Raw genomic sequence first — 14,369 nt, forward strand, 5'->3', positions numbered from 1 at the left:
AAAAAGAGGCTGCATCTTAATTTTTTAGCAGCCTCTTTTTTCTAAATATTCTTCCATTAACATCCCCCGCTTCTCCTGTTAAAAAATCGTTTTTGTTCCCGATCGATATTTATCGCTTCACGCTACCAGGTATTTCTATTCGCCTTACTACTTTTTGAAGCTGCACTTGCAGTTTCTCTCCGCTATCCTTACTTTTAAAGCAGACGATGTTTACAGTATACGTTTTGTATTCTACGGTATATAAAAAAATCTATATCAATCATACGGCTGATCTGGAAAACCGGCTGCGGTCTCATAACGCCTTAGCCACCAAGGAAAATCCTATCAGATATCGCACCTGGGAGTTATTCTATTTCGAAGAATACGAAACAAAAGAAGAGGCTATCGCACGCGAGCAGGAGTTAAAAACCGACCAGGGGAGGGAATATCTCTGGAACATGATCAGAAATCGGCCAAGAATTATCTAAGCCATAAGAGTGCGCTTACGGCAGGGTTGTCGTAGCGCTGGTATAGGCAATCTACCAAGCCTTAATTTCGCGCTTCTGCCTACCCGAGTCAACCCGTTAGATCCTTCATCAATTTATCAAACGCCTCTTTAAGTTCTGCGAGCTCTTCCTCTAGTCTAGTAACACGGGCTTCAAGTTCGCCGACAGATTTTCTGGCCGGCTCTTCGGCAAAATCTTCTTCATCTATTTCGGGCAGGCCTCCCAAAAGATGCATAAACCGAACTTCTTTTTGACCCGGCCGGCGCGGAAGCTGTACTAAATAAGGCATGGGTGGGGCAGACAGTTTTTCCAGAACCTCCTGAACTTCCTCGAGCGATTCGAACTCGTGCAGCCTGCCGGAGTTGGTATTCAGCTCTCCCGGTGTTTGTGGCCCCCGTAATAGCAGCAAACAAATTAGTGCGACCTCCGAAGGCAGGACAGGAAAAGCAATAGCGAAATTATGCTTGTATTTTACAACCCTACTCGAGCCGCCTGTTGCCGTTGAAACGAGACCTCTCTTCTTTAAAGAGTTAAGTGCAAGAACCACCGTTTCTTCATCATAATTAACAACCGGCTTACGGGAGGTTTTCTGGTTGCATGCTGCAGTAAGAGCATTCAGGGTCATCGGGTAATAGTCGGGAGTAGTTTTGCATTTTTCCATTAAAGCCCCAAGGACGCGTTGCTCTGTAGCATCAAGAATCGGGAGTATCAGTTCAGAATCCATAAACGAAGATAATTATTCAGAACAAAACTCCGCCAAACAGGCTAATTGAATTACCACATATACTTCAAGCCCAGGCCCGAGCTGGTTGCTGTAAAGCCCCGTCCGGGAAGTGAGACACCCACCATGGCATTGGAGAATAAACAAAACGAGTCTGAGATCTGAAACGACGCACCCAGGCCAGATACGATACCGCCTTCTAATATCGCTATATTCTGCCGGTAGTGCTTTGGATCGCCCTCGCCATCCACGTAATCATGTACCAGAACATCTTTCTTAACGTAGATGAGTTCGGGGCCGGCCAGCCATTGGAACTGAAACCGTCGATTAATATTTCTGGTTAAGCTGTATTGAGAATAAAGGGCCAATTGAGTGATCCGTGATCTGTCGGTAGTGATGAGATCTGCGCGGTTTCTCATACCGGTTGCCAGCTTCGATCGCGAAAAAGCGGTTCGCAAAGTAAATCTCCTGGCGACCGTCCGTTCATAACCAACTGTTATTCCCATTGAGTGGTTCGTATTATCTTCAAAACCGGGGTTATAAGATGATCTGAGGGAATAGCTCGAACCGCTTAAGGGCACATTTTTTCCGTCCACCCAGAAAATATTACCATAAGAAATGCTTAGCGAATTTTTGTGTCCGGCAGAGGAATAACGTACCGGACTGCGGCCGTTTATCACTATCTGCCCGGCAGCATCATTCACTAAAAAAAAATATAAGAAAGAAATATAAATAATCTTAAGCGTGTTCAAAGTCGGATGTTTTTACAACTTATACTTCAAAATAAATAGCACTTTACTTATCAGTAAATACCAAAAACCGCCGGATTTGTTTAGGTCTTAAGCTTATTTTGAGGAATACAACGAAAGAGATAAACGCCTGCACGCGATAAATCGCTCTTTCTCTGATAACTAAATTAGCCTTTCATTACGCCAATCTTCTCTCCCCTCCAATCGGGAAACAAGACCTTGTCATTATTGATCTTTAGGTGTTTATCAGCTACTTCACTAAAGACACTCCTAAAATCAGTTGTTACCGCAAGGTCGCGCCCATCTTCAAGATTTTCTACCGACAGCGGATTCAGCTTTCCATGTACTATTCCGCCTTCCACATCATTCCCTAAAATAAAATTGCAGGAAGCTCGGCCATGATCTGTACCGCCGGTACCATTTTGCTTCACGGTACGTCCGAATTCTGTCATGGTCATTACCGTTACGTCATCTTGTAAAGTTCCCATATCTGTCCAGAATGCCATGATGCTATTACTTAAATCGTTTACGTTACGTGCAAAAATCCCCGTGTCTGTTCCCTGATTAAAATGTGTATCCCAACCGCCGGACTCGGCGAAAGCAACCTCTAAACCAACATCCATTTTAATTAGCTGGGCTATTTGTTTTAATGAATTTCCTAAAGCCGTTACCGGATAAACAGCCCCATTAGTTGGTTTATAATTTTTCGTATCTGTTTTCTGAAGCATCTTTATAGCCTCAAAACTATCCTTTCCAGTATTTTTTAGCAAACCAGACGACGTCTTGTCATACAGATCTTCAAAGCTTTTTGCAGCCATATTGGCGCCAGACTGATTACCCCGCATCTGGATATTGAAGTCCTGCAAATTACTGATCGCCAAGGCGGGATTATCCCCATAAAAAGCTCTGGGCAGAGACGAGGTTAAACTTACCGCCTGGAATGGTGTAGCGGCATCGTGTCCCAATAAACCCACTGCTCTATTTAACCAACCGCTGGCAGTGCCCTTTTTAAATGGTGTACCTGATTCCATATAATCCTGCGCATCGAAATGAGAACGGGTATTATTAGGAGAACCTATGCCATGTACAATTGCCAGCTGTTTTTCACGAAACATCGGTTCGAAAGCGCTCATAGATGGATGCAAGCCAAACCGGTTATCCAGGTCTATTAAAGGCTTTCTGTTACCGTTCTTCGCCGCCGACATGAATAACGTCGGCCTGGCAGCCTTTAAATACTGGTCGGTAAATGGAGTAACGGCCATCAAGCCATCCATCGCCCCGCGTTGAAAAATGCAGACTAGTATTTTCTTTCTTTGAAAAAGTCCCGGAGCTTTGATACCCGCTACTGCTTCCGAAAGGAAGGCAGGAATCCCACCGATACCTATACCGAATAGTGCAAGGCCTCCTGATTTTATAAATCCTCTTCTGGTTGTCATGTTGTTAAGGTTTAAGTCAATTATTTACGTTGAAACTCCGGCGAACCAATGATCACACCTACTACCTGGGCAAGCATGGTATTATTTCCAGGGGAGCTTTGTATAGATGCAAGCCCATTCTTCGCTTTCTTTTGCTTTTGAGCCGCTAAAGTCGATTGCGTTTCATCCATAATTTGGGCGTCCTCATTCATCATCCCAGAATTCATTTCCGTTTTTGGAGTTTCGCGGCTTGCAGCTTCCTGAATCTTTGTGGAAAGATTCGGATCGTTCAGCATTGGTGTCAGGCGTTTAATGGTTTCATCTAAATTGCGCTCGGGCATAATGATTTTGCTATACACCAGCAAGGCTGCTTCTGCACTTTCAGGCTCGCGGTTGCTGTTTAACGATGCAAGATTAAAGCGAATCCCCGGAATTCTTTGAGAGGCCAGAGCCAGGCCAAAATTCATCCGGTTCAGAAGCGAGCCGGTATTGATCCAATACTGCCCTCTATCTGGGAAACCTGTTGGAGCCTGATAATAATACATCTTCTGTCCCATTTTAGTGATCCAGGTATAGAGCTGGTAAGGCATTACAATTTCTGCATTTAGACCTCTTACGGCACTAATTGCCAATTCGAAAGGCGACTTTGTTTTTTCGCGTAAAGCTTCTTTTTCCCAGAACTCGGGTGAGGCGGTCATGGCAATTAGCACCCGTTTAATATCACCCTTCGTTTCCGAAAAGGTGCGGGCCATCCGGTCCACCAGTCTTTGAGGCGGATTGTCGCTTACAAAACGGACAGCAAGCTTCCTTGAGATAAAACTTGCTGTGGATGGATGCCGGGCCAGCATCGTTAAAAGTTCCACACCCTCATCATATCCTCTGCCAGCGGCAAATTTCCTACCCAAAACAATTTTTTCTTTTGTATCGTGCCGGTTTGCGGCGAAAAGAAAATCCCCTTCCTGCACAAAACCTTTCTGCGCCAGAATTGCTTTAGGACCTCGCTTTGCAGGTTTCTGCATTTGATTACCATAAGCTCTTATTGCCGGATTGATAGTCCAGCCGGTCAAAACACGTGCGGCCTGTGTTACGTCATTTTGGGTGTAGCCTCCGTCAACTCCTAAGGTATGCAGCTCCATTACCTCCCTGGCATAATTTTCATTTAATCCGCGACTGCTTTTAGCTTTTTGAACACGGGCTTTGATGGCTGTATCGGCCGGTCGTGAACTGGAAAGGGACTGCATCCGCCTGATAGCCTGTTCGTTCATCGACTGTGGCATTTCCTCGTTGGTACCCATGCTGCTGAAATTATCCAGATAGGTCAGCATAGCCGGCGACTTAGCGGTAGCAAGAAGCAAAACCTCAAATTTGCCCAGCACGTTCGGCCGGATTACATCACGCTCGTAAGCCGGGATAAATTCTGCACATTGATTTTTATTTAGTGATACGTTAAAGTGATTAAACCAAAAATCGGTAAGTACTTCCTGCAACTGGTTTTCGGTATAAGCTGCTCTTAATATTTTTTGACTTATAAATTGCCGGAAAAGCTCTTGCTGCGGTTTAAATCCCTTTTGCTGCATATATGCCTGCAGCTTTTCTCTGGAATCTCTTTTTCCTTGAGCCGAAGTGTCACGTATCATTATCCCCTCCTTCTCCGCCATCCTGCGAACTAAACCTCCCTGCGGATATTTGCTTACAACTTCCGCATTCGATAAGTTGATAGCATCATAACTATTTAATTTAGTGTTAAGGATTTGGTCGGGCTGATTAGCTTCGAGCTGTTGCTCAAACCACTTTTCAAGACCAAGTTTAACCACTTCGTCAATATCGCCTGCCTTCGGCCCGTAGCTAAACCTGTTTAAAAGATGCGCTGCAGCTTGCTGTTCTGTTAGCCCGGCCTGTTTATAGGCAAATTTATAAGAAGGCCCTGCCTCATTTAAAAAAGAAGGCAATAGTAGAGCGGCGACGAGAATTGCCGTTGTAAATCCGAGAAAATGTCGAGTAGTTTTCATGCCATATTTTTACTGTGATATTGATATGACATTAAATAAGACTAAAGGATTAAAGCGGCCGAAAATTATCTCAATAAAAAATTTAAGCCGCACCATTATTGTTCGAAATGACAAACAAATAGCTTGTTTAAACGCTTATCTTTATCGCTTAGATATGGAAAAAAACGAAGATATTCAGGGGGCTTTTTTCTGTGTTCCTGATATTACTGGATTCACAAAATTTATCGCAACTTCCGACTTATCATTTAGTAGCGATTTTATACCTGGTCTTTTAAGAAGGCTGATAAGTGCAAACATCATCAATATGAATGTAGGCGAAATTGAAGGTGATGCCATCTTTTTCTACAAAACCGGCAGACTCCCCTCTATACACAGGGTTGCAAAACAGTGCAGGCTGTTATTCCAAACTTTTCACGATTACCTTAAGGCTGTCGAAAAAGACGACCCGGAAAATTTTGCCAGACACCTTGCTGATGGACAAATGGGTTTAAAAATTATCATCCATTATGGTGAGATAATGGCCGCTAATATCAAAGGGCGAACCAAATTGATCGGGCAAAATGTGATAATAGCCCATAAGCTGCTAAAAAATAAAATTCAGGAAGGTGAATATGTTTTGTTAACACAAGATTACATCAACAAACTTAAAGTTAAGGACATCAGCCCCTGGTTTCCCTGGGGCGATGTAAAGCAAGGTTCAGAAACCTATGAGTATTTAGGTGAAGTAAAATACTCATACATCCCCTTCGAGATCAATGAAGTCTTTTCAAACGTACTTATGATTGATAAGAAAACATCATAATAATTATAAAGGCCACTGCACAAAGTACCAGGCCACCCATAAATATATTGTAAGACCAGCTTAACAGGCGATATTTCTTAACCAGAACTGATCCTAAGTGATAAATGTCTACCGACATGCTATCATAAAGCTCCTCCTTTTTGTATTTCAGTTCATTAATACGGCCTACAAATTCACGGAGCTGCAATTGCGCAAAATTGCCAAAAAACAGGATGCTACTATCTTTCTTGGATAATTCATACCTCTCTTTTGTAGTTACGTTGGGACGTGAAGACAATATAGCAAAAACCACTGCCAGCAAACTCGTTACCAGCAAAACTGCCATTGGTATCACAAACCGCAAACTTCCAAATTCATTCTGCCCCGAAAACGTATAACCAGATCCAAATAACGTTATAACCAACGACACAATAATAGTATTGATACTTATCATAATATTCGCCTTATTATCAGCAATCTGGCTTAGATTTATATGATACTCGTACACAGAACGATAAAGCGTTTCAATACCCCGGCCTTCTTTTAAAGGCTTATCAGGATTATTTTTCTCAAGTTTAGCACTCAACTTCTCATGTTCAACACGTAGCAATTCAATTCTTTCGCGCTGTATGCGGATATTTGCTTCGCGCTGGTCATCGAGCTTCACAATGGCTTCTTCAGTAACAAAATTGGTTGAGATTAGAAAATTGAGCTGAATTTCGGCCCATTCCAGATCCGAATAAGTTTTGTTAAGCAAGCGCTCCCATTCAATTCTTAACAGTTCTGCACGCTGAATAAATTTTTTCTTTCCGATATTGATATAGTCCGCATCATGTAAAATTTCCTGCAAAGTACCGTCCGGCACTGCTCCTGCCTTAGTTGAAAGTATTAGTTCCTCTACCTTTTTTATATCTTCCAAAGGGTAATCGCCGTTTATAAACTCATTAAAGATCCTGATGCTGGTTTCTTCATGCCCCTGATACGTTTCGATATAACCGGTATCGTGAAATATGGCTGCCAGTAAAAGGATCTCCAGATCCCGGCTTGTTAAATTATAAGCATCTGCAAGATCTTTGCAGGCTTTGACTGTCTGAAATGTATGCTTGTAATTATGATATACGTGGTCTGGCGGTAGCTTTTCCTTGAATAAATTAAATACGTACTCTTCTGCACTTTTAATTATCGGGTTTGCATTTTTCATTAGAGAATAATTGTTTTTTAACGGCTATGAAGCTTGCATAAGCTGTTCCTGGTGTTTTAAGCAGCAAGTTCACGCATGTGATTAATCTTTCTTATCAATATAAATGTGCTCCCCTGCAAAAAACAGCCCCTCATCCTGGCACAGTTAAATATTCGAAACAAACTATAACGTACAATTTTAGTTATAATAAAACTTTGATTGTTACAACATTAATTATGGTTTCACCCTATGAACAGAATTAGTCCGCTTTTGTTAGCCATTTTTTTAATTTCTTGTGGATCATCTGATAGGAAAACAAGCAAACAAGATACCGTTTCCAAAGAAACTTTCGAACCAAAAGGAGGAAAGCTTTATACCGTTCCGGCCGAGTTGGTAGAAATTTCCGGAATATCATTTGTATCTGATAGTGTGTTAGTTGCTGTGCAGGATGAAGAAGGCATATTATTTTTCTATGATTTAAATAAAGAGGCCATAACCCGGCAATACGAATTCTGGAAAGGAAAAGATTACGAAGATCTGGCTGTGGTAGGCAACGATTTATGGATTGTAAACAGCTCCGGTGCGTTATATGAACTTAAAAACTTCAACAATGGTCCATCAAAACCGAATGTTTTCAAAACTGTTCTAAAAGAGGAAAACAATATTGAAGGACTCGCTCTGGACAAGAAAAATAACCGGCTATTACTCGCTGTAAAAGATTTGAGTATGGATGGCGATGAAAAAGAGAAAGACATATATGCCTTTGATTTGAAAACAAAAACATTAAATATACAGCCCGTATTTTCTATAAGGTTGTCAGAGATTGAAACTTTCTTCAAAGGTGATGAAATAGAAGAAGTATCGAAAAAGATTTTAAAGGCCGTTGGAAACCAAAATCTGAACAAAGTGTTCAGAACATCGGCACTGGCATTTCACCCTAAAACCGGAGAACTTTATGTTCTTTCATCATTAAATAACATCGTTGCCGTACTGGATCAAAAAGGAAGTATCACCAAAGTACTTGAACTCGACGGTAAAGAATTTATACAACCTGAAGGTCTGGCCTTTACACAAGACGGTCGTTTGTTCGTCTCAAACGAAGGTCAGGGTAAGCAGGCAAATATTATAGAATTAAAATATGAAGATTAAAATACTTAATCAATTTACCATAACCAGCTTTATTATTATTCTTTTAACCGGCTGTGTTACCCTGAAACCTTATTACGATAAAAGCGAATTAACCTGGCAAAAAGCTGTACCACCAGATTCATCCCATTTAAAATATACAGTATTTCTCATCGGTGATGCCGGGAATCCCGAAGACAGCCGGCAGGAGCCTACCTTAAAACTTGCTCAGAATCATATTTTCCAATCGAAGAAAATAAAAATCGGAGGGAAAGATAGCATAGTTTATACCTCCAGCCCTAAAGACGTTGTAATGTTTTTGGGAGACAATATTTATAACACCGGATTACCGGAACCCGACGATTCTGACCGTAAAGAAAAAGAACGCCGGATAATCGAGCAAATGAACATCGTGAAAAATTTCAAAGGAAGAAAGATCTTCGTTCCTGGAAATCACGACTGGAACGAGAGTTATCCTGGCGGCCTTGCAGCGGTAAACCGTCAGGAGGAATTTGTTGAGAATTACCTCGATTCAGCTGACGTATTTCTTCCCAGTAATGGCTGTCCAGGCCCCGTAGAATTGCAACTAAACGATGACCTCGTTGTCATAGTTTTAGATAGCGAATGGTGGTTACATAAGTATGAAAAGCCTATTGCTCCCGATAACGGATGCACCGCAGGAAACCGTCTGGAAATACTGGAACAAGTTAAAGATATTATTGTAAGAAATCGCGGAAAGCACGTGGTCATCGCTCTGCATCATCCCCTATTCTCTAATGGCAAACACGGTGGATACTACTCCGCAAAAGATTATATTTTCCCGTTAACTCTTGTCCGCGACCAACTTTACATTCCCTTGCCTGTTATCGGCTCTATCTACCCCTTTATGCGGCAATATGGAATCTCAAGACAAGACCTGTCAAATAAAGACTATCAGCAGTTGAAACGCGGGCTCTTAACTATCCTCGAAGGAGAAAAAAATATTGTGATCGCAGCAGGCCACGAGCATGCGCTTCAATTTAACCGCTTCGAAAACATCAATCACATCATCAGCGGAGCGGGAGCCAAATCTAACAGCATGGCTAAGGGTAACGATGCCTTGTTCGCCCATGGCACAAAGGGCTTCGCAAAAGTGAATTATTACGACAACGGTCAGAGCTGGGTAGAGTTTTGGGAGCCAGAAGGCGACGGTAGTACCGGCAAATTAATGTATAGAACCCCGCTTTACGCTCTGCCCCCCAAAGGAAACGCAGAAGTAAGAGAAGAAAAACAAATCAACTATAAAGACAGTGTTAAAGTTCTGGCAGCTGGTGCACAGTATGAAGCCAGCGCATTTAAGAGAAGTCTGTACGGCGAACACTACCGCGATACCTGGGCAACACCAATAAAAGTTAACTACCTGGATTTAAGCACTTTTGCAGGAGGTCTCACGCCTTTAAAAATGGGAGGAGGTAAACAAACTACTTCCCTCCAACTGCAAGGAAAAGATGGCAACGTTTACCAATTCAGAACCGTTAGCAAAGATCCGAGTACGCTTTTACCACAAGGCTTTATCAGAACTTTTGCTGACGATTTTTTCCAGGATCAAATTTCGTCCGCTCACCCTTACGGGGGATTGATGATTCCGGACATGGCTAAAGCTATTGGAATTTATTACGTTACCCCGCAGCTTGTGTATATGCCATATTCCCGTTTGCTGGGGCCTTACATACAGCAAGTGGGCGGAAAGCTCGGCACCATTGAAGCAAGGCCAGATGAAGATGTATCCGACTTTAAATCGTTCGGGAACGCAAAAAATGCAATAAGTACCCACAAATTGTATGAGCAACTCCACAAGGATAACGACAATGAAGTAGATCAGGTGATGTACCTTAAAGCACGGCTCTTTGATATTTTGATAAACGACTGGGACCGGCATGAGGATCAGTGGAGATGGGCTGAATTTAAGAAAGAAAAAGGCTCAATATACAGGCCAATTCCCCGCGACAGGGATCAGGCTTTTACCAAATATGATGGAATTTTGCCACGGGTGATCAGCAAGGTTGTTCCCGATCTTCAGTCGTTTGAATACGAAATTAAGGATGTCGCGAAATTGTCTATCGCCGCCAGAAATCTCGACCGTAATTTCCTCAATAAATTAACTCACGAACAATGGTTACAAATTGCTTTTGAAGTTCAAACCAAATTAACCGATAAGGTTATTGAGGACGCCGTAAGAAAAATGCCGCCAGAAGTGTTTAGTATTTCAGGGCAGGAAATCATCAGCAAATTAAAATCCCGTCGAAACGGACTAACACAGGCAGCGGAAGAATATTACACAGTTCTAAGCAAAGAAGTTACCGTTACCGGGACGAATAAGCATGAATTTGTGGTAATAGACAACGGTGAAGACTATACCAGGCTCGCTATTTACAAGATTAACAGTGAGCGTCAAATTGAGAAGCCAATTTTTTCGCGCGACTTTTTCCGCGACGAAACCCGCGAACTAAATGTTTTTGCTTTAGATGGCCGCGACAGCATTATAGTTAGGGGAAAGAACCCGTCTATCAAGGTTCGGATTGTTGGCGGAGAAGGGTCGGATTACTTCGTGGATAATACAACCGGAAGCGGTAAAAATATATTAGTTTTCGATTCGGATGATAATGCAGGCACCATTCACGATGGCTCCAGTTCCAAAATAGACCTCTCGAAGTACGAAACTATTCATGAATATAACAGGAATGCTTTTAAATACGACAAGCGAAATTTCATTCCCTCTTTTGATTACAATGTGGATGATGGGGTTTTCATAGGTGCAGGCTATTCCATTAAGCATTACGGATTTAGAAAAGAGCCCTACAGTTATACTCACCTTCTTCAGGGAAACTATGCACCACGAACAGGCGCCAACAGCATCAGTTATACAGGTAATATTTACTCCATCCTTGGCCGCAATAATGACATTATTGTAAAGGCAGAGTTTAACGGTCCGAAATATACATTCAATTACTTCGGACAAGGAAATTCAACCCAAAACGTCGGAGATGATATCGACTATTATCGTATAAGAACGAAAAACCTTTCCTTTACAACCTATTTTCAGAAACGCTTTACACAAGCTTTCCGCGTAGGGCTTGGCCCCGGTTACGAACTTTATTGGATTGAGAAACCAATGAACACCTTTTTAACCAGTGAAGATTTCGGAGAAAAATCCGATCTGAATAACCCCTCGAGATTTGCCGCGCTGCGATCTTATGCCAACATCGATTTTGTAGACAACCCCTTGTTTCCAACTTCGGGAGTGCGCTGGAATAATGAGATTAATTACTTCTCTGAATTAAAGCAGGGCAACGACAACTTCGCCCAGGTAAAAACCGATATCTCATTCTACGGAACACCTAATCTAAGTTTTCCGGTTACTGCAGCCATAAGATTAGGAGGGGCCAAGAACTTTGGCGATTATAAGTTTTTTCAATCTAACTTTTTGGGAAATACAACGAATTTAAGGGGATATAGGAACAACCGATTCGCCGGAAGATCCTACCTCTACCAAAACTCAGAGTTAAGGTTCAAGGTTTCATCCTTCAGAAATTATATTATAACCGGTAATTTTGGCCTATTTGGCTTTTTTGATTCCGGAAGGGTTTATTCCGAAAGCCCTGAGGAGAACACCTGGCACACCGCGTATGGGCCCGGCGCCTGGATTAACTTCTATAACAAATTCCTAGTTTCGGCTGGGTACGGCATATCAAAAGAGGGAAGATACTTCAGCATAAATAGCGGATTTTCTTTCTAGCAAAAAGGCCGGATAAACTTAACTTTATCCGGCCTTGCAATTGTCTCCGCTTATCTGTTATAAACTGGCAGTACTCATTTGCGACGCTAATTGTATGGCGTTATACGCATTAACAACCCCCCCAGAAATAGAGATTTCATCAAGCTTTACTTTTTTGCTGGCTCCATCCTCCTTTATTTTCACTTTCTGATTAACTTTTGTTACAGAACGCATAATAACATCTTTAACCTGAACCGCTGTTAACGACGGATAATAAGACCTGATCAGGGCAGCTAATCCTGCAACCACAGGTGATGCCATACTAGTACCGTCATTGGGCTCGTATTTTGACCCCGGAACTGTCGAATTGATTTGAACCCCCGGAGCAAACACATCTACCGTTCTCTTTCCATAATTCGAAAAGTTGGCTACCAGTTCATCGTCATTTTTCCATCCTGAAGCTCCCACTTCAATCCAGTTTTTTGCACTTGGCATATCAAACCTTTTATCTTTAACAGTATCCTGTAAAACCCGACCTACAACAGGTGGCCTGCCAAAACCCGGGATGGTGCCCGTTCCCGCTAAAACGGGCCGCTCTACAGCAGTAATCTCACCGTAAATTCTGTTGGGATAGTTTGTGGCAAAATCTGTATTTTTCGCTTCATTCCCAGCCGCATGAACCAAAAGAACATCTTTAGATTCGGCATATTTCACGGCACTGTCTACGCTGGCCTTATTCCAAACATAGGCTTTGCCAAAGCTCATATTAATCACTTTTGCACCGTTATCAACGGCATAACGGATCGAATTAGCAACATCTTTATCTCGCTCGTCTCCGTCAGGGACTGCGCGAATACCCATAATCCTTACATTATCTGCCACTCCCTTAATTCCAAGATTGTTGTCACGGACGGCGCCTATGATACCCGCCACGTGTGTACCGTGCTCAGCATCCGGACCGGTAATGTCAGCATTTCCGTAAAAACGCTCAAAGGCATTTCCATAGTTATCCTTCACCGAGTCTCTGGGGTCGAAATCCATATTTAAATGATAGTTTACCTGCGAACTATAGTATTTATAAGTATCATCAATATCCTCCTTGAAGAGCTTATAGTCATTCTTCTTCTTCATTTCCGACTTGATTACTTTTAAAACTTTAGACTCCATCTCATTGGCCGATTTATACCTTTCAAAATCTTTCAGAGTGGGCGCTGGTTTGTTCAGTTTAGCAACTATTTCTTCTGTAGTTTTCTTGATCACCGACAAGCTCTCGTAACCCCGGCGGGCATTATCTAACCTGGTCATAAAGTCAGTAATCATTTTCTTGTACTGACTAAACTCTTTTCGTTCCTCATCGCTTAACGGCGTTGAATTGACAACCGAACTGTATTTATCCTGCCATTTTCTTACCAAACGAACTACTTCAAGATTATCATGCTGTATGTTGCCAATAGAAGAACCGATAAAATTCCAGCCAAACACATCGTCAGCATAACCATTTTTATCATCGTCTGTATTATTTCCAGCTATTTCACCAGAATTCTTCCAGATAACAGACTTTAAATCCTCGTGCTCTTCATCCACGCCGCCATCAATAACGGCAACAATCACCGGGCTGCCCTTTTTGCCCTTTAAAAGTTCATAGGCTTTTTCGGTACTGATTCCCATTACGCCATCCCTTTCCAAATCGAGGTTCTGCCAGTTCGGCTTAGGCTTATCCTTCTGATCCTGAGCCAGTAAGGTAAATGGCACGAAGGATGCAATTAAAATTATCTTCTTTAATAAATTCATATTTTCTTATCTAAATGCTTACTAATAACGAATAATCAGGTAATTATTTCTTAGTATTTAAAGATTATAATAAAAACCCGGTTTTGTGAATATTCTTTGACATAATTGTTTAAACATCTATCCTCTGGTAGATTTAGGACAGATAAGACAGTGAATAGTTTAATTCGGATGGTGCACGGGTTCGGGACTGGTTTATCAGTGTTCTATAAGTAATCCTGGGTTTCGCTAATTACAATACTGAAAAAGGCCCTGTTTCCTCAGTGGATTAAAACAAAAAAAGCCTTGCAGTTTCCTGAAAGGCTTTTATAAAATTTGGCACCGACCTACTCTCCCACGTGTTACCGCAGTACCATTGGCTC

10 protein-coding genes are annotated in these 14,369 nt (G+C 42.0%); 4 read left to right on the top strand and 6 right to left on the bottom strand.

All coding sequences use genetic code 11. From position 1 onward, the window contains the following. Window positions 1–206: 206 nt before the first annotated feature. Complete coding sequence (locus J3P43_RS11180) at window positions 207–467, top strand: GIY-YIG nuclease family protein (RefSeq protein WP_255902283.1); 261 nt, start codon at window positions 207–209, stop codon at window positions 465–467. An 88-nt stretch (window positions 468–555) separates the two neighbouring features. On the opposite strand, the gene J3P43_RS11185 is transcribed toward J3P43_RS11180, so the two are convergent. From J3P43_RS11185 to J3P43_RS11200, 4 genes are all read right to left on the bottom strand, one after another. Then, on the bottom strand, window positions 556–1,209 hold the full coding sequence (locus J3P43_RS11185) for a YceH family protein (RefSeq protein ID WP_255902285.1): 654 nt from the start codon (window positions 1,207–1,209) through the stop codon (window positions 556–558). A gap of 50 nt (window positions 1,210–1,259) precedes the next feature. Next, window positions 1,260–1,958: a hypothetical protein gene (locus tag J3P43_RS11190; protein WP_255902287.1), complete on the bottom strand. Its 699-nt coding sequence runs from the start codon at window positions 1,956–1,958 to the stop codon at window positions 1,260–1,262. Window positions 1,959–2,122: 164 nt separating this feature from the next. After that, entirely contained in the window at window positions 2,123–3,391 is a 1,269-nt protein-coding gene (locus J3P43_RS11195; protein WP_255902289.1) for a DUF1501 domain-containing protein, read from the bottom strand. A gap of 20 nt (window positions 3,392–3,411) precedes the next feature. Further along, window positions 3,412–5,379: a DUF1800 domain-containing protein gene (locus J3P43_RS11200; protein WP_255902291.1), complete on the bottom strand. Its 1,968-nt coding sequence runs from the start codon at window positions 5,377–5,379 to the stop codon at window positions 3,412–3,414. 154 nt (window positions 5,380–5,533) lie between these two features. Here J3P43_RS11200 and J3P43_RS11205 point away from each other — a divergent pair, with 154 nt between their 5' ends. Further along, complete coding sequence (locus tag J3P43_RS11205) at window positions 5,534–6,181, top strand: DUF2652 domain-containing protein (RefSeq protein ID WP_255902293.1); 648 nt, start codon at window positions 5,534–5,536, stop codon at window positions 6,179–6,181. Here the strand turns inward: J3P43_RS11205 and J3P43_RS11210 are convergent. Next, window positions 6,156–7,361: a Pycsar system effector family protein gene (locus tag J3P43_RS11210; protein ID WP_255902295.1), complete on the bottom strand. Its 1,206-nt coding sequence runs from the start codon at window positions 7,359–7,361 to the stop codon at window positions 6,156–6,158. The two genes, J3P43_RS11205 and J3P43_RS11210, sit on opposite strands and share 26 nt — an antisense overlap. 228 nt (window positions 7,362–7,589) lie before the next feature. Between J3P43_RS11210 and J3P43_RS11215 the strand changes: the two genes are divergently transcribed. After that, complete coding sequence (locus tag J3P43_RS11215; RefSeq protein ID WP_255902297.1) at window positions 7,590–8,489, top strand: SdiA-regulated domain-containing protein; 900 nt, start codon at window positions 7,590–7,592, stop codon at window positions 8,487–8,489. Then, on the top strand, window positions 8,479–12,240 hold the full coding sequence (locus J3P43_RS11220) for a BamA/TamA family outer membrane protein (RefSeq protein ID WP_255902299.1): 3,762 nt from the start codon (window positions 8,479–8,481) through the stop codon (window positions 12,238–12,240). The genes J3P43_RS11215 and J3P43_RS11220 overlap by 11 nt, the downstream gene beginning before the upstream one ends. 57 nt (window positions 12,241–12,297) lie before the next feature. Here the strand turns inward: J3P43_RS11220 and J3P43_RS11225 are convergent, their stop codons facing one another. Continuing rightward, complete coding sequence (locus tag J3P43_RS11225) at window positions 12,298–14,010, bottom strand: S8 family peptidase (protein ID WP_255902301.1); 1,713 nt, start codon at window positions 14,008–14,010, stop codon at window positions 12,298–12,300. Window positions 14,011–14,369 lie beyond the last annotated feature (359 nt).

The organism is Paradesertivirga mongoliensis (assembly GCF_024436395.1).
In the GTDB taxonomy this organism is placed as follows: Bacteria; Bacteroidota; Bacteroidia; order Sphingobacteriales; family Sphingobacteriaceae; genus Paradesertivirga; species Paradesertivirga mongoliensis.

Excerpts from the sequence above, each read along its gene's own strand:
- J3P43_RS11180 (WP_255902283.1), top strand. The coding sequence starts at position 207 with ATGTTTACAGTATACGTTTTGTATTCTACGGTATATAAAAAAATCTAT.
- J3P43_RS11185 (WP_255902285.1), bottom strand. The coding sequence starts at position 1,209 with ATGGATTCTGAACTGATACTCCCGATTCTTGATGCTACAGAGCAACGC.
- J3P43_RS11195 (WP_255902289.1), bottom strand. The coding sequence starts at position 3,391 with ATGACAACCAGAAGAGGATTTATAAAATCAGGAGGCCTTGCACTATTC.
- J3P43_RS11200 (WP_255902291.1), bottom strand. The coding sequence starts at position 5,379 with ATGAAAACTACTCGACATTTTCTCGGATTTACAACGGCAATTCTCGTC.
- J3P43_RS11205 (WP_255902293.1), top strand. The coding sequence starts at position 5,534 with ATGGAAAAAAACGAAGATATTCAGGGGGCTTTTTTCTGTGTTCCTGAT.
- J3P43_RS11210 (WP_255902295.1), bottom strand. The coding sequence starts at position 7,361 with ATGAAAAATGCAAACCCGATAATTAAAAGTGCAGAAGAGTACGTATTT.
- J3P43_RS11215 (WP_255902297.1), top strand. The coding sequence starts at position 7,590 with ATGAACAGAATTAGTCCGCTTTTGTTAGCCATTTTTTTAATTTCTTGT.
- J3P43_RS11220 (WP_255902299.1), top strand. The coding sequence starts at position 8,479 with ATGAAGATTAAAATACTTAATCAATTTACCATAACCAGCTTTATTATT.
- J3P43_RS11225 (WP_255902301.1), bottom strand. The coding sequence starts at position 14,010 with ATGAATTTATTAAAGAAGATAATTTTAATTGCATCCTTCGTGCCATTT.